This is a genomic window from Acetobacterium sp. (assembly GCF_041752335.1).
In the GTDB taxonomy this organism is placed as follows: Bacteria; Bacillota; Clostridia; order Eubacteriales; family Eubacteriaceae; genus Acetobacterium.
Genome location: NZ_JBGSHG010000097.1, coordinates 28,276 through 49,210 on the forward strand (window position 1 = coordinate 28,276; position 20,935 = coordinate 49,210).

The following is a 20,935-nucleotide window of genomic DNA, read 5'->3' on the forward strand; positions in this document are numbered from 1 at the left end:
CAAGACCGGAAATGCAAGGGGACGGAGGTAGTGTGTCCGGATGAATAAGACCCGCAGTAAGAACACAAAAGAGCCGTCCCCATGATTCCCCATGATTCCGTCCTGATTCCATTGGATGTTTTTGGGGGAACTCAAATCGGAAAGGATCAGGAAAAACCAACAACCTTAAGCGTTGCTTAAGTGAAAAACGCCGTGCCCATTAATTCACCGGAATAATCAATATTGCCATATTAACAACAAGTAAGCAAGTATCACAAAGGTGCTGCTTTTACTTTAAAAACCGGCAATTTGGCTGAATTGACAAAAATATGGCGGATATACACACTATTTTTTATTTTACTTGAATGTAATTTGAAATGCAAGCGTTTTCTGCAGCAAATAAATGTCAAATTATTTTTTAAAAATTTCAGAAATATCTTTCTGAGAATTGCCATTGATGATATAATGTACCCATAATAGCGAAAGGGGGTTGGGACATCATGAGGCTGTCGAGATAAAAAAAAACGATTAAAGGAGGGCCCATTGGATATTTTTTTTAGTGATGGGATAAACTTGATGGATGTGTCGTCGGAACGGCGGGGGGAGTGCTTCAAAGATTTTGTGCGGGTGGATTGTCCCCACCGGCTGACCTGCCGCTATGCGGATCTTGAGAAGAAGAAGCATTGTGTCGGGTACCTGTTTGATTATCGTCACCATGACGGGGCCAGTATGGTCGCCCTCAAATGCGCCCGGGCCAAAAAAGTGGTCATGGTCAGGATTGAAAATCATCACCATTCTTTTCTAGAGTCAGGGTCGCCGGAGCTGCTTGATTTTGAAAATCAACATCAAAAAATTCGCTGCCCCAATTGTGATCAACGCCTGTTTGATGCGGTTGTGGAGAACAAACTGGATTTACGCTTTAAATGTTCCCGGGATAATCGACAGTTGGTTGTGTTGCTGTCGAAGAATCACGATTCCGATCCGGAATTAACACAAAATTAAACGGTTAGAAAAATTGTCGTTGCGACAATCATAAAACGGTGTCAAAGACACTGAGAAAACGTGTGCGAACACGCCAGAAATATTGATCGACAGAAATGTTAATGTACTAAGGAAAGAATTCACCGACTTGCTGTAAGATCAGTGAATAATATTGAAAGATCGCACTCTGTCCGCTGGTCGGCCAGGGCATACAAATAGAATCGAATGTAACCACATTTCGAGTTAAATAGGGCCGATATGGTGCCACTGACCTACCGAATGTTGTTAATTAACCTGCTGCTGCAGGCATTAACTTCATTCGGTTTTTTTTGTCAAAATTGATCAGATAATTTAATGAGAAAGAGGTAAGAGATGAACATTCAACAAACACAGTATGGCCTGGTCACTGATCTGGCGGTGCTGGACGCGTATCTGTCCGGTGCCACGGTGGTGGCTTTCGATTTTGAAACGGCGCCGCGGTTGGCCTGGCGGGAGGACCGGGAGGCGGCACTTGATCCCCATCGCGGGGAGATTATCGGGGTTTCGTTAGCCGTTGCCCCCACATTAGCAGAAAATAATGGTTATGATGCGCTCTATATTCCACTGGGCCACCATGATACCGATGGGGCCGGGTTCAATGCGGAGGCCGGGGCGGTGTTTGATTTTTTACGGCAGCGGGTGTTTGAACATCCCGGGGTGATTAAAGTCGCCCATAACCTGGCCTTTGAGGCTAAATTTCTGCTGGCTCGGGGGATTGCCCTGGTGGCGCCGGTGTATGACACCATGGCCGGGGCGCTGCTGATTTATCGGGAGCAGGGCCATTTCCGCACGCTGGCCGAGGTGGGCTTAAAAACCCTGGCCCGGGACTGGTTGGGGCTGGAGCTGCCGGGTTTTGTCGATGTCGTCGGGCTGGGCTCTTTTGCTGATCTTGACCCCCGGGCGGCGGCGACGATTGCCTATGCCTGCGCCGATGCCGATCTGGCGCGACGGTTTTATGAGCTGGAAAGTGACTGGTTTAAAAAGAACATCCCGGCCCACGAACACCTGGTCAAGGCGCTTGAAAGCCCGGTGGCGCTGTTTACGGCGCGGATGGAGCAGCGCGGCTTTTTAGCCGATCAGACCGGGATTGCGGCGGCGGCCAGCGCCTGCTGCCAGCAGCTGGAAATCTATCAGAACGATCTGGAAAGCGGCGGCACCCGGCCGGTGCGGGTGGGTAAAAATGCCGCCACCCATGACCTCAAGGCTTATCTGTTTGAGGAGCTGGGGCTGCCGGTGGTGAAGCACACCGACACCGGCAAGGCCTCGCTGGATGAGGATGCCATCGGCCAGCTGCTGGCCTATTGCCGGACCCAGGGGTTGCCGGCGGCGGCCTATTTAGAAGCGATCAGCGCCTATCGGGGGCTGGGCAAGCTGTACAAAACCTATGTCCTGGGGCTGGCCGATAAAATCAATCCCGCCACGGGCGCCATCCATACCCGGCTGATGCCTTTGGGGACGGCCACCGGGCGGTTTAGCAGCGCCCAGCCCAATTGTCAGAACCTGCCGGTCGGGGCGGTCCATGGCATTGCCGTCCGGGATTTCTTGATGGCCCGGCCGGGTACTACCCTGGTGGCGGTGGATTACAGCCAGATCGAGCTGCGCATTGGCGCCTGGTTTACCGGCGACGCCAATCTGCTGGCGGTTTACCGGGAGGGTGGCGATATCCACGCGGTGACCACGGCGGCGGTTTATGGGATTCCCCTGGCGGAGGCGCTGGACAAAAGCCATCCGGATTATAAGGCCCGCCGGACGGTGGCCAAGAATATTAACTTCGGGATTTTTTATGGCCTCTATCCCCGGGGCCTCCAGGATATTCTGCGGGTCAAGGCGGGGCTGAGCCTGAGCCTGGAAGCCTGTGAGGCGATGATTTTTAATCTGCGGCTGGCCTATCCGGGGCTGACCCCCTGGCAGCAGCAGACCAAGGCGGCGGCCCGTTATCATGAGACGGTGGACACGGCCCTGGGCCGGCGCCGCTGTCTCCCGGGGATCAACGCCCCGGATCAGGGGCTGCAGCAGCATTTTGAGCGGGCGGCGCTGAACCACCCGATTCAGGGCACGGCGGCGGATATCTTAAAGCTGGCGATGGTGCGGCTGGAGGCGGGGCTGGCGGAATGGCCGGGGATTCACCCGCTGCTGACGGTCCATGATGAGATTGTTTTTGAGGTTGAAACCCCGCAACTGGAAGCGGCGATCGCCTGGATTGTAGCCGTGATGGAAGCCCGGCCCTTCCCGGAGTTTGATGTGCCCCTGGCCGTGGAAGTGACGGTGGGCGACCGCTATGGTTCGCTGGCGGCGTGGGCCGAGTAGGGGGTAGTGGACGGGCCCGTTGTGGAATATAATTTTGGGGAGGAAAACAATGAAAGAGGATATGCGTGTGAATAATAGCAAAACTAAAAAATGGGCGGAGCTGACGCCGCTGGAGATTGGCCCGGGGGCTTTTTTGGCGGCCTTTGGGCCGGGGCCTTATGGGCTGCGGACTTTTTGTGACCGGGGCGGCGGGGCCGGGAAAAACTATACCGTGGCCGGGGGAGACGAGCCAGCCCTGGCGGCGCTGCTGCTGGAGCTGGCCCGGGTTAACCGGGAGCAGCAGCGGGGGGTCTTTTTTGTGGTCAACTGCGGTGGCCATCGGGATGCCGAGATCACCCGGGTCACGGCCCATTTTGTCGAGGCCGATGACCTACCGCTGGAAACCCAGTGGGATAATTTAATGAATTTTCCGTTGCCGCCGTCGATTGTGGTGCGGACCCGGAAATCTCTGCATGGCTATTGGCTGCTGGCAGGTGACGGCGACCCCGGGCGATCACGGATCGCCGCTACGAATCAGAAGTCGCCGCCGGTTTTAGAAACTGACCTGGGGCATCAGCCCGGCGGGGACACCACCGCCATCGCGAGCAACGACCCCGGGCAATTAAGCACGACCCCGGCTCAGCCCCTTGCCCCGCCGAACCGGGAGCCGCAGCCAGCTCAAACCAGCGCCGTCACGGCTCAGTCCGTGGCCAGCACTGACCCCCATCTGGCTGGCTTCCGGACCCTGCAGCAACAGCTGGCGGCGCATTTCGGGGGTGATCCGGTGATTGCCAACCCCAGCCGGGTGATGCGGCTGCCGGGGTTTGACCATTTCAAGGCCGAGCCGGTGGCGGTTGTCTGTCTGCTCTTTGAGCCGCAGCGGCGCTATTCTCCGGCAGCCCTGCAGGCGGCGCTTAGTCAACTGCATCCTGATGAGGCCGCCTTTCGGGTCAGTGCCGCCGCCCCGGGTCGTCCGCCGGCGGCCAAAGCCCGGCCGGTGGTGGATCTGAGCGAGCCGCGGGGGGATTTTGACCTGGCCCGGCTGCTTGGCAGCTGTGCTTTTATCCGTCACGCTCAGGATCACGCCGCCACCCTGCCGGAACCGCTGTGGTATCCGCTGATCACCAATCTGGCCGATGTCCCCGGCGGCGAGGCGGCCATCCAGCGTCTGTCAGCGCCCCATCCCGGCTACAGCTTTACCGCCACGGCGGCCAAGATTGCCCAGTACCGGCAATCCGGCACCCAGCCGTTCACCTGTGAAACCATTAATCAGTGGGGCTTTAGCTGTCCCCAGCGGGGTCGCTGTCCGGCCCGGCGGCCCCAGGATCTGGGTCAGGTGCCGCTGCCGCCCTGGTATACCAAAACCAGAACCGGTCTGCGGCTGATTCCCGGGGAGCTGGCCAACGCCCTGGCCGCCAACAAAAAAATCTTTTATGCCGGACAATGTTATTATCAGTATCTCGATGGCGTCTACAAAAATGTCGATGCCCTCCACGTCAAACATATCGTCCGCAAATACCTGCGCGTCGATGATGTCGAAATGCGCCAGATCAATGACATCCATGGCCAGTGGACGATGGAAATCCTGCGGAGCCCCGAGCGCCTCAATGTCAACAAAAACCTGATCAATCTTAAAAACGGCCTCTATGACCGGCGCACCCGCAGGCTTAACCCCCATGACCCCGAGCTGCTGTCAACGATCCAGTTGGCGGCGAGCTATGCGCCCCAGGTCACGGCCCCGCTTTTTGCGGCTTTTCTCGACGATTGTCTGGATCCGGCCACCCAGCTGCTGGTGCAGGAGCTGTGCGGTTATCTGCTGATCCCCGAAACCCGGGCCCAGAAGGCCTTTGTGCTGGTGGGGGAAGGCGGCGCCGGCAAATCGACGCTGCTTGCGGTGATCCAGGAGCTGCTGCTGGGCCGCGCCAATGTATCCAATATTTCCTGGCAGAATCTGGGCGAGACCTTTCTCACGGCAGAGCTGGATGGCCGGCTGGCCAATATTTTTGCCGATCTGCCGTCCCGCAGTATTGAGGACAGCAGCCTCTTTAAAAGCATCACCGGCGAGGACTGGCTCACCGCCCAGCGCAAAAATAAGGACCCCCACAGTTTCAAGACCACCGCCCGGCTGGTCTTTTCCTGCAACAGCATCCCCAAGAATCTGGGCGATCGCAGTGAGGCCTTTTACCGGCGGCTGGTGATCATCCCCTTTGGCCCCCCCAAGCCGCCGGAGCAGCGGGATCTGCATTTAAAGGATAAACTGGCCACTGAGGTACCGGGGATTCTCAACTGGGCCCTGGCCGGACTGGAGCGGCTGATCGACAATGGCTATCGCTTCAGTGAGTCAACCACCAGCCAGGCGGCCCTGTCCCGCTATCGGGTGGCCGGCAGCTCGGTGCTGTCGTTTGTGGAGGATTGCTGTGTCTGCGCAGCCGGGCGGCAGGTGGCGGCGGCCAGTCTGTATCATGCTTATCAGCAATACAGCAGCACATCAGGGCTACGGCCGGTTAGTCAGAAACGCTTCTGGATGGAGTTAAAAGAAAGTTATGGGACAGTGGACAAAATCAGGGAAAAAGTCACCCGACGGACCATGTATCTTGGCATTGACCTTGAAGATTTTGACGATTTTTTATGCTGATGCACAATATGAGACAAAGAGGCGAGTGTGTTATCGTAAAAACCCAAAAATGACAGGGTTTGGAAAGGGTTCGGACAGGGTTAAATGGCCTTGCAAAGACATCGGACAGGGTGAAAGGGTTGTTTTGAGTTTTGATTTCTAAGGACAAAAAAATTAAAAACGACAAAAGGTTTTATTTAACCCCCCAACCCTTTCAACCCTGTCCGAAAGGCCGGAGCAGGTTGAAATTAAGCAAACCGCGACAGGGCGGTAAAAGCAGATTGATGGCCTTGTGATAAGAGATCAAACGTCACCCATCATCCCGTCGGGGCGGTCATTGACCGCCCGGAAGTCACCCCCAAGGAGGTACCATGTCCATTAAAACCATCAAAGCCGAGATCGCCGAAGTTCAGGGCCGGCTCTGGCGCAACCGCCAGTACCTGGCCCACACCCAGAAACAGCTGGCCCTGATTTACCGCGCCACCCCGGCCACCGGTCACCGCAGCCGGGCCCAGCTCCGGGCCCTGCAGGCGGCCCTGGCCCGGGACAGCCGCCATCTGGCGGCCCTGAATCAGGCCCTGCAGGCCGCCATCGACCGCCAGGCCAATCCCCAGATCCAGGAAATCCTGACCCGCCGCTATTTAAACGACCAGCCTTTTACCGAAATCGCCGCGGCGATGGGCTATGACCTGCGCTGGGTTTACCGGCTCCATGCCCGGGGGCTGGCGGACGAAAAAAAGCCGGGTTAAACGCTAACCCGGCCATTCATCATGTGTCAACTTTTTTAGTCTTGATCAAGTAAATCTTTAAATAATACCCGCATGTAGTCTCGTCGGCCATAAAGAATTCGCGATACGAAAACAAGGTCGTTTTCATACCAGTAAAAAATCAGATAGTTTTCGCAAGTCAAATAACGATAGTTGGTTTGCATGCCAATCCGTGCGGTTAGGGTGGGACCGATTTGAGGATGGTCAATTAAAATACGCATTTTTGCCGTAATTTTTCCAATTAATTCCATGGCTGCTTGAGGATTACACAATTCTTCTGAGATATAGTCTTTAATCTGTGATAAATCATCTCGTGCTTCCGGGGAGATTTGTAGCCTAGTCATTTGTAATGCCCAACTCGGCCTCCACCGCTTCGATGGATAACCAGCCCTGCTCACGACCGGCCTGTTCGCCGGCAGAAAGCTGCGCCATCAGCTTCAGTGAAGCTTTTAACGATTCGTATTCTGTGATATCAATAATGGCAAATTTACCGCGACCATTTTTGGTTAAAAAGACCGGTTCGCCTACTGCCACATCCCGTAGCACTTCAGTATAGTTTCTTAAATCAGAGATTGGTTTGATATTTGGCATGGTCAACATCTCCTTTCCTGTTGATTAGATTATACCCTTATTTGATGCTATATTCAACAGCAAATAAATGACGTAAGCTTATTATTAATTGACAATGCATTGCTTTTGTGCGGACGCATCACGGCTGTAGCCGCAATCACAGGTCTTCCCGGCCCGGCCAACAATTTCGCATTCATCCTTGCCAAAAATCGTAAATTATACTATAATGATTTTAATTTATTAAAAAATGCAAACGGTTAAAAATGCTGGGCACCGCCAACCAGAACAGCACAGCGCAGCCCCACAATAATCAAACCCAAACAGTCAGGAGGTCCTTTCGGTGAGTGAACAATTGTTAGAAAATCTCCAGATCGTCACCTACCGCTGCAGTGGCGACGAACAGCGTCGGGTGCTGGAAATCAGCGAGAATATCAAAGCCCTGACCGGTTATCAGGATCCTTACTTTACCAGTGGCATCCCAACCGATCTCGATCGCATCGTCCATCCCGATGACCAGGGTAAAATAAGACAGGCGATCATCGCCCATTTACACGAAGCGTCCCCCTTTACCCTGGAATACCGGATCATTGGAGCCGACGACGGGGTCCGCTGGGTCCTCGATCAGGGCCGCAGCAACGCAGATGGCAGCGAAATCGCCGGGATCCTGATTGATGTCACTGCTAAGAACGAACAGGACCTCCGCCAGAAAGCCTGGCAAGCCGCCTGCCGGGTCGAGGCCGACCAGTTTGAAGCGATTCTTGATCACATGCCGGGGATGATTTACTATAAAGACCGGGAAAATCGTTTTATCCGGGTCAATAAGATGATGGCGGAAGAGAATGGCCTGCCCAAAGAGGCCCTGGAAGGTAAAAACCTCAGTGCCATCTATCCGCTGGAGTTGGCGGAACGCTATTATCAGGATGACCTGGCCGTGATTAATTCCGGCGAGCCACGGCTCAACATCGTCGAAAAGTTTACCACTAGAAAGGGGCTCCGCTGGGTCAATACCAGCAAGCTGCCGTTTCGCGACGAAGCCGGTGCGATCATCGGCGTGATCGGCATGTCCTTTGATATTACCGAGCGCATCGAGGCCGAAAAAAAGGTCAAGGTGCTGCAAACAGCCATCGAACAGTCGCCCATTATGGTGTTGATTACCGACCCCGATGGCACCATCACCTATGTCAATAACACCTTTATGGCAGTCACCGGCTATAGCCGGGAAGAAGCGCTGGGCCAGAATCCGCGGATGCTCAAGCTGAATCGGGACGTGAAGATCGATTATCAGAACCTGTGGGAGACGATTCTGGCGGGGGAGGACTGGCAGGGGATTTTTCAGAACCGCAAAAAAAATGGTCAACCGTACTGGGAACAGGCGATTATTGCGCCGATTTTCGATGATGACGGACAGCTTTATAAATTTATCGGCATCAAGCAGGATATCACCGAGGAATATCACAATCGTCAGGCCCTGGAAAAGCTCTACCAGGAGGATATGCTGACCCAGGTATTCAACCGCCGCAGCTTTTTTGAACAGCTGGAGCGCAATGCGATCCGCTACCAGACCGAAGCGGTGGAATGGGCGATGCTGATGCTGGATATTGATTTATTCAAACAGATCAACGATACCTACGGGCATGCCGTCGGCGATCAGGCCTTGTGGGGCTTTGCCGAGATCTGTAAAAAGAACGTCCGCAAAACCGACCTGATCGGCCGCATCGGCGGCGAAGAATTTGCCATCTGTCTGGAGCATACCGGTTTTGAAGAAGCCCTCCAGATGGCCAGGCGGCTGTGCAAAAATGTGGCGGCCAGTGAGCTGGTCCTCGACAACGGCACGGTCATCAAGTATACCGTCAGCATTGGTTTGTCGCTGCCGCGGACGGCCGACGAGACCTTTGAAGAGGTGCTGAAACGGGCCGACACGGCCATGTACAGCGCCAAAAATAACGGCCGCAACCGGGTTGAATTAAGCCTGTGATGCCGCCGACAGACACAACAAAAACGCCTCATGGGGGCGTTTTTATTTTGCCAAAAATGACTCCCCCCTGCTGGCAACACGCCATTTAAAGCCATCTGCCGCCCATGTTACACTGAAGACAAATACAGAAGGGAGGTACAAACAGATGGCAGTAACCACTGATTTTCTGGAACAGAAGCTCCAGATCCGCTCCAACCATGGGATGGTCGACGGCAAGGAAAAAATTACCAGCCGGACCTATGGCGATGTCAAAGCCGCCGCCACCGATGCCGACATCTATGATGTGGCTGAGATCATTGCCGGGCTCCAGCAGCCGGTGATGGAAGAAGTCATTAAACAGGAAATGAACCTGATCATGCCGGTTTAAGGTGACGTAAAGCCGTGCCGATCAATTGTTAATCTGTTGTCCGCTCCGATGCGGAGGGTCTGACCCCTAGGTCACAACATGATGTAACAATTGTCGGCACTGGGATTCGGCCGGTAACGGTTGAATCTCGCAGTAACTGAATTTTAACAGAAAGGAGGAACCATATGGCAGCAAATACAATTCTGCAACTGACCTTTAAACGGTCGGATCTGAAAACCACCACCATGTCCATTCCCACTCCCAAAACGGGACTGACAGTGGAAGCGGTGAACACCGCCATGGCGGGGATCATTGCCAAAAACATTTTTGCCCCTGACGGCATGGACCTGATCTCCAAAGCCAAGGCCGAACTGGTTGTCACCGACACCACCACCTTTAGCATGAGCTAGGGGGTAGGGGCGGGTAACCGCCCCGATTAAAAAACACCGAAAGGATCAACTATGAACCCATTTATCAAAAAAGTCCAGGAAGCCCTGGCGGCTCGGGGTTATGCGCCCGGTCCGATTGATGGCCGGGACGGGCCCAAGACCCAGAAGGCGATCCGGCTTTTTCAGCAGGATTCCGGGCTGGACCCCGACGGCCAGGTGGGGATCCTCACCGAAAACCGGCTCTTTACGGAGCAGCTCAGTATTATTTCCTTTGACAGCGACGGCTCAACCCCGCACTTTGCCCGGCAGGAATTTGCCTGCGACTGCGGCGGGGCCTACTGCGATGGTTTCCCGGCGGAAATGAACCTGGAGCTGCTGCTCAAGTTAGAAGCCCTGCGCAATGCCCTGAATGTCCCGGTGATCATCACCTCCGGGGTCCGCTGTCCGACCCGCAACGATGAGGTCGGCGGCGTCCAGAATTCCCAGCACCTCTTTGGCCAGGCCGCCGATCTCTACGCCCCGGGTATCCCCATTGCCACCGTCGCCGCCATCGGCGAAAGCCTGGGGCTGACGGCGATCCGCTATGATGACCGCGGCTTTGTCCATCTGGCGGTATAGCTGGGCCCTGGTCGGCGGCCTGCTTGGCCAGCTCCTGGGCGGCTGGGACGGCTTTCTCCTCTGTCTTTCCGCCTTTGTGGTCCTCGACTATCTCACCGGGGTGCTGGCCGCCGCCGCGCAACAGCGGCTGTCCAGCGCCCGGGGCTGTTACGGCATCCTCAAAAAAATCCTGATCTTTATGGTCGTTGGCATGGGCCACCTGCTCGATACCGCCCTGCTGGGTGGCGCCGGCGCCCCGCTGCGCTCAGCGATGATCTTTTTCTACCTGGCCAACGAAGGCCTGAGCATCTTAGAAAACCTGGCCGTCCTCGGGGTGCCGATCCCCAAGCGCCTCAAACAGGTAATCGCCGAGCTGGGGGAGGAGGACCCGCCCCCAGACCAAACCACCCGCCCCCATTAATTTCATTGCCAACCTCATCCGGACAGCCCCCGGATGGGGTTTTTACCGTTTAAAACAAAATAAATCTTAACCTGTCCCATTTTTGACCAGCCTTAAGTGTTATACTAAGACTAATAATAAGGGAAAGAGGTAAACAAATGAAAATTGCGAAACTGGTTATCGGTATTGTTTCGATGGTTCTCTCGATTTTTGTCCTGTTTCAGTCCTGCGCGGCCGGGTTGGTCAACACCATCGAAGGCAGTGGTGGTTTCAGCGGCACAACTGGGGTGATCGTTGCCGCCTGCTTTATCATCGCCGGCATCGTCGGGCTGGTCACCCGCAATTCTTACCGAGCCGGCGGCGGCCTGACTGCAGCGGGATTCTATCTGGTCGCGGCCTTGCTCGGCGGTACCATGGCCGGCAATTATAGTGATCTATATATCTGGGCCTTTCTGTCCTGGGCCTTTGGCGTCTTTTATCTGGTCGATGCCTTTTATGACGAAGATGAGTGGGAAGAAGTCAGCTGGTGGCAGAAATCCTGGCTGATTATCCTGGCGATGATTGTTTTTCCGCCAGCCGGAATTGCGCTACTGTGGTTCAGCCGCCAGTTTATTGTGATCCCCAAGATTATCATGACGGTGATTTTTAGCCTCGGCTTTCTCATCATCCTGGCCAATCTGGGCGGCTTCTTCACCAGCGCTCCGGGCGCTGCTAGCTCGACCGCCGACGACAACGCCACAACCCCCTCCGCCACCACCGAAGAGCCCGAAAAAACCACAGAACCCGAAAACAAGGTCTACGGCCTGGGCGAAACCTGGACTGTCGATGGCCAGTTTGCCCTGACCTTTACCGGCGCCAGTCTCACCGCGGATCGCAACCAGTTCTCCGAAAAAACCCCGGCCCAGGTAGTGATTCTGACCTACGATTACGTCAATATCGGGGTTGAGAAAAACTTTATGGAGCTCTATATCTCCAGCAACGATTTCAAGGTCATCGATGCGACCGGGGTGATGGCCGACACCTATCCGGCATCGACCACCGGCAATCCCCAGGAAACCCCCATCGGCGCCAAAACCGTCGGCGCCCAGACCGCCTACGGCCTGGTCAATGCCAGCGGTGAAATCACCGTCAATGTGGAAGTGCTCGGCAATAATTACAAAAGTTACGACGCCACCTTCAAGCTGCCGGTGAGCTAGAGCTGCCAGCAAAAAAAGATCATCAATAAAAAAACCGCTGTGATGCACTCCGCCCAGCGGTTTTTTCGTCTGTCAAAGTTTCCCAAAAAGCACAATCCAGCAATAATTTGCCCAAAAGATCCTTTGACTAATGAGGTAAATGGCGTATAATAAAATAATATCAAAAACACTAGCAAATGATGGGTAACATCGTTGACTTGAAAGGCGGATACCATGGCTGATACCAAATTAAAATGTTTACGGGTACTGGATATTTTTAACGAAACCGACATCGATCATCCCCTGCCGCCGGGAAAGGGCTGAGCCATGGCTGAGAATCCCCACAAAGGCCACCGCCAGCGGGTCAAAACCCGGGCCCTCAACGCCGGCATTGACAGTTTTGAGGAACACCAGATCCTCGAGCTGCTGCTCTTTTATGCCATTCCGATGAAGGATACCAATGTGCTGGCCCACGACCTGATTAATCACTACGGCTCACTGGCGGCGGTCTTTGATGCCGATCCCCGGGATCTCTGCGCCCAGACCGGGGTCACCGAAAACACCGCTTTGCTGCTGAGTCTGCTGCCGGCCCTGGCCCGCCGCTATCAGCAGGGCAAGCTGGCCCCCAAAACGGTGCTGGGCAGCACCACCGCCGCCGGCGAATACGCTTTGTCGCTGTTTACCGGCCGCCTTAACGAAGCCTTTTACGTGATCTGCCTGGACAGCCAGAACCGCGTCAACCAGGCCACCCTGCTCCACGAGGGCACCATCAACGAAGCCCCGGTGTACCCCCGGCTGATTGTCGAAACGGCGCTGCGCCACCAGGCCGCCAGCATCATCCTGGCCCACAATCACCCCGGCGGCAGCCTGGCCCCCTCAGCGGCGGATCTGGCCGTGACCCAGCGGATCAAAGCCGCCACCGAAGCCATTGCCATCACCGTGGTCGACCATATTATCGTGGCCGGCGACGGCTATTATAGTTTTGCCGAGAACCGGGTGCTGTGAAAGCGTGGCGTATCGGGACTGAATCACTTTGAAAACATGACCTGCGGCAATCGATCATTGTAAAAGGCCGGATACCGGATCGAAGCGGCCGGGAAGTATCGGGGCCAATTATTTTTGCCAGAAAATTGCAACGCCAAAGCGGCGCCGTCCACCCACACCGATTTTAGCGACGGACCCGCCCAAGCAACAGATCCTGCCCGACCATCACTGCGATGGCCGGGGGTTTTTTTTAAAAGTGTTGATATTTCGTCCCTAAAACTATACAATAAATGGGACGAGGTAGATAAGATGGAAAGAACGCAAGTTAAAGAAATAATTGAAAATAAAATCGCTGGTTATTCAAACGGTGCTTTGTTTGTATCATCAGATTTTCTGGATTATGGGAATTATGAAGCAGTAAAGCGAGCATTGGCAAGACTAGCAGACGAAAAAAAAATAATTAGAATAATGCGAGGAATTTATAAAAAACCGAATTTTAGTGAATTTCTGCAAGAAGAAGTTGAAGCATCACCAATTGATGTGGCAAAAATTTATGCAACCACTTATGGTTGGACGATTATCCCATACAGTGATACGGCCCTCAATTTATTGGGGCTCTCAACTCAAGTACCAAGTGTCTATACATTTGTTAGTGATGGACCCTATCGAAAAGTGATGTTGGATAATGGCATCTTGCTGGAGTTCAGACATCGGGCTAACCGTGAAATTTCGGGCTTGTCTTACAAATCAGCGCTTATTATTGAAGCTTTTCGGGCAATTGGAAAAGAAGGCGTAAACGAAGAAATACGTCATACGATTCGCAGTAAATGTACGGTAGAAGAATTAAAAAAACTCAAAGAGGAGAGTATTTATTCGAGAAATTGGATAATTGATGAAATAAAAAAATTATAGGAGATATTTATGTTTAATATAGCACGAGAATCGTTAGAAAATAGAAAAGAATTATTTGTCAATACTGCCATTAAGAAGAGAATGAGCGAATCAATTATCGAAAAAGATTTTTGGGTTTGCTTTCTTCTTGAGTTGATTTTCTATCACTGTGAATATGCGCAATATTTTTCTTTTAAGGGCGGCACCAGTTTGTCAAAAGGATATCAAGTAATTGAACGGTTTTCAGAAGATATCGACTTAATTTTAGATTGGTGTGCACTATCTTATCAACAAAATGAACCATGGATTGAACGTTCAAATTCGAAACAAGATCAGTTCAATAAGGAAATGAATAAAAATACAGAGGTGTTTTTAAAACAAAACTTGCTTCCAGTGTTGGAAGAAATTATGGGAAAGTATGTAAAAGACAGCTTTGAATTTTATATAAATGATAATGATTTACAAACGATTCGTTTTATTTATCCGCAAATTTTTAAAGATCAATCCATTCTTCAAGAGATCCGCCTGGAAATAGGTGCACTTGCTGCATGGACACCCGTTACCGAAAAAATAATAACATCTTACGTTGCAGAAGAATACCCGCATATTTTTGCAAAAAGGAACTCAAAGATTAGAATGGTAGAAGCAAAACGAACCTTTTGGGAAAAGGCAACAATTCTACACAGAGAAGGAAATCGAACAAATGGGTCGATACCGGAAAGATATTCAAGGCACTATTATGATCTTTATTTGCTATCGAAAGCGGATGTTAAAGATGAAGCCTTGAATGACCTGCGGCTGTTAAATAAGGTGGTTGAATTCAAAATGCGATTTTACCGTTCGAATTGGGCAAAATACGAAGAAGCAACAAATGGAAAGCTAAAACTTTTGCCTCAAGAAAATCATCTGTTTGAATTAGAAAAGGACTATGAAAAAATGCAGAATATGATATTTGGTGAAAAAGTTGCGTTTAAAAAAATCATGACTGGATTAACGGAACTTGAACAATTGATTAATACAAGGTTTTAATCATACAACTAAGGAGCTGCCCCCCGAGGCTGTCACGGATGCGCTGATCGTCAACTTCCCGGCCAAACCACAATCGGCCGCCATTTTCTGATCTGGGGCAATGTCCGCCCGGTCTTTAATGAGCGCGATACCCTGGCCGCGGTGGATGCGGAGTTGCACGCCGAAAATGATCAGCACTACCTGGAGCTTCACTATCACAGTACCGCGCGGATGCGTTATGGCCAGGCGGAGTTTGACGATCAGGTCCGCCTGCTGGTTCCGGCTGGCCGTGACAGCGACGCCCGGGCCCTGATTCAAACCCTGGAAGACGCCACCAAGCGTAACTGAGAACCGCTTGGCGACACCCCCCGGCCGCAACCGCTCCGGACGGTTATCAAACCGGCCTGCCCATCCCCGCCATGGCCGGGCTTTTTTTTCGTGCCCGGGCCCCAAAAGCGCCCCGGGGACGGGGGCGGACAAAAACCCAACTTTATTGCTTGACGAAAACAAACCCAACATGATAGTATGAAATTTATTCCTAATCGTTTTAAGCCATGGTCGATTGAACTTCACATGTGCAAAGAATACCAAGGGTCAGGGTGCCGACAAGCGGGTCAATCTTTGACAAAGCCTTATATATGAACATAAATTAGCGGCTTCGAGGACTTCCATAAAATATTTTGGATTACGTGTAAGCGGGTATATGAAAAATGGGGAGCTCACTATGAATCGACAGTATTTCAATCACATCGCAATAACCATTAGTTTGAGCCTGGTTTTTGGCCTGCTGTTTGTGCTGTACCTGTTAAACTACCAGCAGCATCATCTGCGGATGGCCCAGGAACAATTAAAAGTAACGACCGAAAACCGGGCAGCCTTTATCAGTAAACAGATCGCTACCTCATTAAGCACCCTCAAATCAATTGGCGATATGATGGAAAAACAAATCGGGGCCGACATTACGGCCGCGGAAAGCTCCAATTATACGCGCATTAACGAGGTTTTTGATGATATCAACAGATCAGAGGGGCTGATCAACTGGATATATTATATTGCCAATGCCAGTGGTAATGCCCTGGATGCCACCGGTTTTATTGAAATGAAAGATTTGGCCACCGATCTGCGTTATCGGGACTGGTATGTCAATGGTTCAAAATTTGTTCAGCCAACTGTAACCGATGTGTTTATCGACATCAATACCAATCAACCCTGTCTGACCCTTAGTTATAGCGTCTACAAAGACAACCAGTTTATCGGCATTATTGCGGCCGATGTGTTTTTAGACGACTTGAATAACTATATCCTGGCCAACAATAATGACCGCAATTATCACACCTACGTCATCAGCCAAACGGGCATGCTGATCCTTGCTGACCAAGCCGAGCTGCTCGGTGTTCCGGTTGAAAAAAGCGGGAATCCGGCTCTCACCAGGCTTGTCGCAGCATCCCGGAACGATCCGCCCACCATGCGTGATCAGATGGCTTACGCCGCCGCGGTGCCGGGTCTCAATTGGACCGTTGTTTCGATTGCCAAGGAACCGCTGTATTTTGGATTGTCAAAAACCGATCTCACCTGGTTTGTGGCTTTCCTGATTGCGGCAGTTCTGGTGATCGTTTTGACAAACATCTTTTATAAAGCCAGTTATACCGTCAGCAGTGTCACCGGCCTGTATTCAAAGCACAAATTGTTCAAAGATGTTGGGCGGTATCGATCAGAATCCCTTTACCTGCTGTTTGTCGGGATTAAAAACAGCCATGAAATGCATGCTGATTTTGGCGATCACCATTTTGAAAAAGTTGTCCGGATGGTGACCGGTCTGCTGTCCAATACCTTTGATAAAAACCATCTCTATGATACCGAACACGGGAATTTTGTGGTGTTGTTAACGGCGGCTGAAAAAGAACGGCAGCAGCATTATTTGGAATCGATCGCGGAAAACCTGTGGATCAATGAAATCGAAATTGACGGGGCCGTTCGGGCCATCGAAACATTTGTCTGCCTGATTCATTTTAACAAAGAAGATATTAGCGATTTTGATAAAAACTTCCCCCGCACCGAAATAGCCATTGCATCGCTGAAAATGAATAATAGCGACTTTTTTGAATCGACCCTGGTTGACTTGCTGGCCTTGGAAACTGAAACCAAACGGGCGCTGAACTTTCTCAAATGCGCCATTTCAGAAAACCGCATTCATGCTTTTTTTCAGCCGATCCAAAATGTCCGGACCCTCAAAATCGAAAAATACGAGGTTTTAATGCGTCTGGAAAATGAGGGAGTGTTTCTGGCCCCCAGTCCTTATATCGCATTAGCAGAAAAGCACCAGCTGATCGAAAGCCTCGACATGTGCGTTCTGGAAAAGGCCTTAAAGGGTAAAAATAATATTGATCAAACGGATCAAATCACCCTGTCGCTGAATATCTCCGCAAAAGTTTTGGATGATGGCAGGTATCTGACAAAAGCGGCAGCGTTAATTGAACAGTACCATGTCCGGCCGGAGCATATCATTTTTGAATTGACGGAAACCGAGAACATCAATAATATTCACAGCTTGCGGGAAATTATCGTGAGGTTCAAAGAAAAGGGTTATAAATTTGCCATTGATGATTTCGGAACCGGCTATGCTTCGATCAATTATTTGAAATGGATTCCCGTTGATTATTTGAAAATTGATGGCTCATTTATTCGTGATATTACTGAAAATAAAAGCAACTATTATTTAGTCCAGTCGATTGTCAACATGGCGAAAGCCTTTCAGGTTCAAACCGTCGCGGAATATGTTGAAAGTCAGGCCATTGCCGATGCTTTGTGCGCCTTAGGGGTTGATTATTATCAAGGTTATCATATCGGCAAACCGCAGCAGTTTGTAGCAGTTTGGACCTGATAGTGCGCCTTTTAAACGGATGAGTTGGATTGTTTTTGTAACGTAATCAGAGTGGAGGGATTGGCAAGTGAAGGGAATCATCGCATCGGATCATCAAACCAGGACCATAAATAAATATCTGATCATGGTATTAGTGCTGGTGATCGGTTGTTTTTGCTTTGGCCACAATGTCCAGGCCGCCGCAACCACCGAACCAAAAACGGTGCTATTTCTTAATTCCTATCATGCGGGTTATAAATGGAGTGACGATATTTATGATGGCATCAAATCCGCCCTCAACACCGGGGATCAGCACATCACTTTGCAGGTCGAGTACATGGATACCCAGCGCTCCACCGACAGTCAATACCTGGAATCACTTTTTGAGACCTATCAGTACAAGTTAAAGGACCGCCGGTACGATCTGATCATCGCTTCGGATGACACCGCTCTGGCGTTTCTGTTAGATTATGGTGATACCTTATTTCCCGGAACACCGGTGGTATTTTGTGGGGTTAACTATTTTCAGCCGGACATGCTTGATCATCACGCGCTTTTCACCGGCGTGATCGAAGGCTTTGATATTGGGGCAACCCTCGATGTCGCCAGCCGTCTTCATCCCGACACCGAAACGATTTATTATCTGGTGGATGATACCAAAACCGGGCAAGCGATCATGCTGGAGCTGGCCCGGATCATCCCCCAATACGCAGATCAATTTAATTTTGTCAGACTGGATGGCGCCAGCCTGGAACAAATAATCAAACAGGTACCAACCTTGCCGGACAACAGTCTGATCCTCAATCTGATCTATTTTAAAGATAACGCCGGCAATCACTTTGACTACGATGAGGCCATTTCGTTGATCGAAGAACAGGCGACGGTGCCGATTTATGGCGTCTGGGACTTTAGCTTAGGCCATGGGATCATCGGCGGTAAATTAACCAGCGGTTATTATCAGGGTAAGACGGCCGCCGACATTGCTCTTCGCGTGTTATCCGGGGTCACCCCGGCAGCGATCCCGGTCCTGACAGAAAATACCACCTACTACGGATTTGATTACCGGCAATTAGAAAAATTCAAGATCAATCAGGAAGCATTGCCGCCCAATAGCAGGCTGATCAATGCGGTTAAGTCATCAAAGCGACAGGTGCTGATTTTAAACTCCTATGACCGGAGCTTAAAATGGACCAAAGACTTAGAGCAGAGCATTACCGCCCGAATCGGGGCTGAGATCGAGGATGTTGAGTTTATTTATGAGGATATGGATGTCAAGCGTAACCCGGATCCGGTTTATCTGCAAAACGAATATGAATTACTGATTAGAAAGCATCAGAATAAGCAGTTTGATTTAATTATCACCACCGACGACCCCGCCTTTAATTATATCAAGAAGTATCATGACACAGTTTATCCGGATGTCCCGACGATCTTTTCCGGGGTCAATTATTTTGAAGCCGCGATGATTGAAGATCAGCCCAGTTTTACCGGGGTGGTGGAATCCAATGATTTAAGCGGAACCATTGACACGGCTCTGGCGATCGACCCCGGGATAAAAAAGATTATTGTGATTAATGATCAAACCGAAACCGGTGCGGCCAACCAAAAGCATCTGGAGCAACTATTGCCGGACTATCAGGAGCGGCTAAACATTGAGATTTGGGATGATTTTAATATGTTTGAAATCCAGCAAAAAGTGAGCACCCTTTCAGCCGATACCGTCATCTTGCTGTTGTCCTTTAACCAGGATCGTTCCAATAACAGTTTTTCCTATGATGAGAGCATTGAATTGATTTCTCAGGCGGCCAGTGTGCCGATTTATAGTGTCTGGGACTTTTACCTGGACCATGGCCTGTTAGGCGGGGTGCTGACATCGGGAACCAGCCACGGCGAGATGGTCGGCGAGATGGCCGTGGCCGTGCTCAACGGTCAGCCGCCGGCAGCGATTCCGGTGGTCACCGCAAGTCCCAATCACGAGATGTTCGACGCCCAGATACTAAAAAAGTTCAATATTTCGCCAGCGCGCTTGCCCAAAGGCAGTATTGTCATCAATCAACCCGACACCTTGGAGGCGTATCTGGAGCAAAACAAAGCGATTCTGATGCCCTTTACGGTGATTCTCCTAACCCTGTGTGGGATCGTTTTCCTGATGTATTTTAAAATTAAGGGTAAACAGGCGGCCGAAGAAAGAGAGCGCCAGTACGCCTTAACCGATCCCCTCACGGGGATGCCCAATCGCCGCGCCGGCATTGAACATCTCAGCAGGATGCTGGATAAATCCCGGGAGAGTGATGCGCTAACGACGGTTTGTTTTATTGATGTCGACAAACTAAAAATTGTCAATGATACCTGGGGACACCGGGAAGGGGATCAGCTGATCAACATCCTCTGCCGGCTGATTCAATCAAAACTGCGGGAAACCGATTTATGCTGCCGTTTTGGCGGCGATGAATTCCTGATTGTCTTTTACGATGCCAGCATCACCGAAGCCACCGGGGCGATGGCGCGGATTGAAGCAGTGCTGACGGACCATAATCAAAACCAGACACAGCCCTATGAAATCAGTATCAGCTACGGCTTTGCCCAGTATCGTGCCGCCGCGGAAACATCGGTTGACGATCTGATTGAACAGGCCGACAAGGCCATGTATCAAAATAAAATACGTGCCCGGGCGGCGGTTCCTGACAGCCTGTGATGATCTAAAAAGACCTGAGCGATCCAGGGCGACCGGGGGTTTGGCGGTGATGTCACAGTTCCCGCTGAAATTTCCGGCGCTCCGGTGCTCAAGATCGCTGACAACGCCCGTTAAGGCGCGGCGATCCGGGAAACCCGCCCCGCCGCCGGCAGCCGGCAACCCCAACCAGCAACATACCCGCCCGCCCATCATTGCGATGGCCGGGCGGGTTTTATTTTTTAAAAAATTAAAAAAAGCCGGCACCTGCACCATCTTTGGGCGGGTCATCGTTGTATGATTAAAGCCACCCGCCGCATCACGACAGCCTGGGATGCGGGGAACTGTCCAGGCAGGCCACCGGCCCCGGACAAAAGGACGCCGATTAGATAAAAACACCAAA

The 20,935-nt window shown here is 51.6% G+C and carries 19 protein-coding genes; 17 read left to right on the forward strand and 2 right to left on the reverse strand.

Annotated features, from left to right (window positions below; all coding sequences use genetic code 11):
• Nucleotides 1-522 precede the first annotated feature (522 nt).
• From ACEW8F_RS12540 to ACEW8F_RS12555, 4 genes are all read left to right on the forward strand, one after another.
• The gene (locus tag ACEW8F_RS12540) at nucleotides 523-981 is read left to right on the forward strand and encodes a hypothetical protein (RefSeq protein WP_373483810.1); all 459 of its coding nucleotides are present in this window, start codon (nucleotides 523-525) and stop codon (nucleotides 979-981) included.
• Nucleotides 982-1,332: 351 nt separating this feature from the next.
• Nucleotides 1,333-3,306 carry a DNA polymerase gene (locus ACEW8F_RS12545; RefSeq protein ID WP_373483811.1) on the forward strand — a complete coding sequence of 658 codons (1,974 nt, stop codon included), beginning with the start codon at nucleotides 1,333-1,335 and terminating at the stop codon, nucleotides 3,304-3,306.
• A 49-nt stretch (nucleotides 3,307-3,355) separates the two neighbouring features.
• The gene (locus ACEW8F_RS12550) at nucleotides 3,356-5,920 is read left to right on the forward strand and encodes a phage/plasmid primase, P4 family (RefSeq protein WP_373483812.1); all 2,565 of its coding nucleotides are present in this window, start codon (nucleotides 3,356-3,358) and stop codon (nucleotides 5,918-5,920) included.
• Nucleotides 5,921-6,270: 350 nt separating this feature from the next.
• Nucleotides 6,271-6,648, forward strand: a complete 378-nt coding sequence (locus ACEW8F_RS12555; protein WP_373483813.1) for a hypothetical protein — start codon at nucleotides 6,271-6,273, stop codon at nucleotides 6,646-6,648.
• Between the two features lie 35 nt (nucleotides 6,649-6,683).
• Here the strand turns inward: ACEW8F_RS12555 and ACEW8F_RS12560 are convergent, their stop codons facing one another.
• On the reverse strand, nucleotides 6,684-7,010 hold the full coding sequence (locus ACEW8F_RS12560) for a type II toxin-antitoxin system RelE/ParE family toxin (protein ID WP_373483814.1): 327 nt from the start codon (nucleotides 7,008-7,010) through the stop codon (nucleotides 6,684-6,686).
• Entirely contained in the window at nucleotides 7,003-7,257 is a 255-nt protein-coding gene (locus ACEW8F_RS12565) for a type II toxin-antitoxin system prevent-host-death family antitoxin (RefSeq protein ID WP_373483815.1), read from the reverse strand. The genes ACEW8F_RS12560 and ACEW8F_RS12565 overlap by 8 nt, the downstream gene beginning before the upstream one ends.
• A 319-nt stretch (nucleotides 7,258-7,576) precedes the next feature.
• Here ACEW8F_RS12565 and ACEW8F_RS12570 point away from each other — a divergent pair, with 319 nt between their 5' ends.
• From ACEW8F_RS12570 to ACEW8F_RS12630, 13 genes are all read left to right on the forward strand, one after another.
• Nucleotides 7,577-9,211: a diguanylate cyclase gene (locus tag ACEW8F_RS12570; RefSeq protein ID WP_373483816.1), complete on the forward strand. Its 1,635-nt coding sequence runs from the start codon at nucleotides 7,577-7,579 to the stop codon at nucleotides 9,209-9,211.
• A gap of 145 nt (nucleotides 9,212-9,356) precedes the next feature.
• Nucleotides 9,357-9,578, forward strand: coding sequence for a DUF1659 domain-containing protein (locus ACEW8F_RS12575; RefSeq protein WP_373483817.1), 222 nt, complete (start codon nucleotides 9,357-9,359; stop codon nucleotides 9,576-9,578).
• Between the two features lie 164 nt (nucleotides 9,579-9,742).
• Nucleotides 9,743-9,967, forward strand: a complete 225-nt coding sequence (locus tag ACEW8F_RS12580) for a DUF2922 domain-containing protein (RefSeq protein ID WP_373483818.1) — start codon at nucleotides 9,743-9,745, stop codon at nucleotides 9,965-9,967.
• Nucleotides 9,968-10,018: 51 nt separating this feature from the next.
• Nucleotides 10,019-10,564, forward strand: a complete 546-nt coding sequence (locus ACEW8F_RS12585; protein ID WP_373483819.1) for a D-Ala-D-Ala carboxypeptidase family metallohydrolase — start codon at nucleotides 10,019-10,021, stop codon at nucleotides 10,562-10,564.
• Nucleotides 10,530-10,964, forward strand: a complete 435-nt coding sequence (locus ACEW8F_RS12590; protein WP_373483820.1) for a holin family protein — start codon at nucleotides 10,530-10,532, stop codon at nucleotides 10,962-10,964. The genes ACEW8F_RS12585 and ACEW8F_RS12590 overlap by 35 nt, the downstream gene beginning before the upstream one ends.
• 137 nt (nucleotides 10,965-11,101) lie before the next feature.
• The gene (locus ACEW8F_RS12595; RefSeq protein ID WP_373483821.1) at nucleotides 11,102-12,139 is read left to right on the forward strand and encodes a hypothetical protein; all 1,038 of its coding nucleotides are present in this window, start codon (nucleotides 11,102-11,104) and stop codon (nucleotides 12,137-12,139) included.
• A gap of 306 nt (nucleotides 12,140-12,445) precedes the next feature.
• On the forward strand, nucleotides 12,446-13,123 hold the full coding sequence (radC, locus tag ACEW8F_RS12600; RefSeq protein WP_373483822.1) for a DNA repair protein RadC: 678 nt from the start codon (nucleotides 12,446-12,448) through the stop codon (nucleotides 13,121-13,123).
• A gap of 288 nt (nucleotides 13,124-13,411) precedes the next feature.
• Entirely contained in the window at nucleotides 13,412-14,014 is a 603-nt protein-coding gene (locus ACEW8F_RS12605) for a DUF6088 family protein (protein ID WP_373483823.1), read from the forward strand.
• A 9-nt stretch (nucleotides 14,015-14,023) separates the two neighbouring features.
• Nucleotides 14,024-15,022, forward strand: a complete 999-nt coding sequence (locus ACEW8F_RS12610) for a nucleotidyl transferase AbiEii/AbiGii toxin family protein (RefSeq protein ID WP_373483824.1) — start codon at nucleotides 14,024-14,026, stop codon at nucleotides 15,020-15,022.
• 153 nt (nucleotides 15,023-15,175) lie between these two features.
• Entirely contained in the window at nucleotides 15,176-15,349 is a 174-nt protein-coding gene (locus ACEW8F_RS12615) for a hypothetical protein (protein WP_373483825.1), read from the forward strand.
• A gap of 376 nt (nucleotides 15,350-15,725) precedes the next feature.
• Complete coding sequence (locus tag ACEW8F_RS12620; protein ID WP_373483826.1) at nucleotides 15,726-17,882, forward strand: EAL domain-containing protein; 2,157 nt, start codon at nucleotides 15,726-15,728, stop codon at nucleotides 17,880-17,882.
• Nucleotides 17,883-17,949: 67 nt separating this feature from the next.
• Nucleotides 17,950-20,556, forward strand: coding sequence for an ABC transporter substrate binding protein (locus ACEW8F_RS12625; protein WP_373483827.1), 2,607 nt, complete (start codon nucleotides 17,950-17,952; stop codon nucleotides 20,554-20,556).
• A gap of 46 nt (nucleotides 20,557-20,602) precedes the next feature.
• A complete protein-coding gene (locus tag ACEW8F_RS12630) occupies nucleotides 20,603-20,833 on the forward strand; it encodes a hypothetical protein (protein WP_373483828.1) in 231 nt (76 codons plus the stop codon).
• The last annotated feature ends 102 nt before the right edge of the window (nucleotides 20,834-20,935 follow it).

Bases quoted from the DNA above. Each gene is read 5' to 3' on its own strand.
- ACEW8F_RS12545 (WP_373483811.1), top strand. From the start codon at position 1,333: ATGAACATTCAACAAACACAGTATGGCCTGGTCACTGATCTGGCGGTG.
- ACEW8F_RS12550 (WP_373483812.1), top strand. From the start codon at position 3,356: ATGAAAGAGGATATGCGTGTGAATAATAGCAAAACTAAAAAATGGGCG.
- ACEW8F_RS12555 (WP_373483813.1), top strand. From the start codon at position 6,271: ATGTCCATTAAAACCATCAAAGCCGAGATCGCCGAAGTTCAGGGCCGG.
- ACEW8F_RS12560 (WP_373483814.1), bottom strand. From the start codon at position 7,010: ATGACTAGGCTACAAATCTCCCCGGAAGCACGAGATGATTTATCACAG.
- ACEW8F_RS12565 (WP_373483815.1), bottom strand. From the start codon at position 7,257: ATGCCAAATATCAAACCAATCTCTGATTTAAGAAACTATACTGAAGTG.
- ACEW8F_RS12575 (WP_373483817.1), top strand. From the start codon at position 9,357: ATGGCAGTAACCACTGATTTTCTGGAACAGAAGCTCCAGATCCGCTCC.
- ACEW8F_RS12580 (WP_373483818.1), top strand. From the start codon at position 9,743: ATGGCAGCAAATACAATTCTGCAACTGACCTTTAAACGGTCGGATCTG.
- ACEW8F_RS12585 (WP_373483819.1), top strand. From the start codon at position 10,019: ATGAACCCATTTATCAAAAAAGTCCAGGAAGCCCTGGCGGCTCGGGGT.
- ACEW8F_RS12590 (WP_373483820.1), top strand. From the start codon at position 10,530: ATGATGACCGCGGCTTTGTCCATCTGGCGGTATAGCTGGGCCCTGGTC.
- ACEW8F_RS12595 (WP_373483821.1), top strand. From the start codon at position 11,102: ATGAAAATTGCGAAACTGGTTATCGGTATTGTTTCGATGGTTCTCTCG.
- radC (WP_373483822.1), top strand. From the start codon at position 12,446: ATGGCTGAGAATCCCCACAAAGGCCACCGCCAGCGGGTCAAAACCCGG.
- ACEW8F_RS12605 (WP_373483823.1), top strand. From the start codon at position 13,412: ATGGAAAGAACGCAAGTTAAAGAAATAATTGAAAATAAAATCGCTGGT.
- ACEW8F_RS12610 (WP_373483824.1), top strand. From the start codon at position 14,024: ATGTTTAATATAGCACGAGAATCGTTAGAAAATAGAAAAGAATTATTT.
- ACEW8F_RS12620 (WP_373483826.1), top strand. From the start codon at position 15,726: ATGAATCGACAGTATTTCAATCACATCGCAATAACCATTAGTTTGAGC.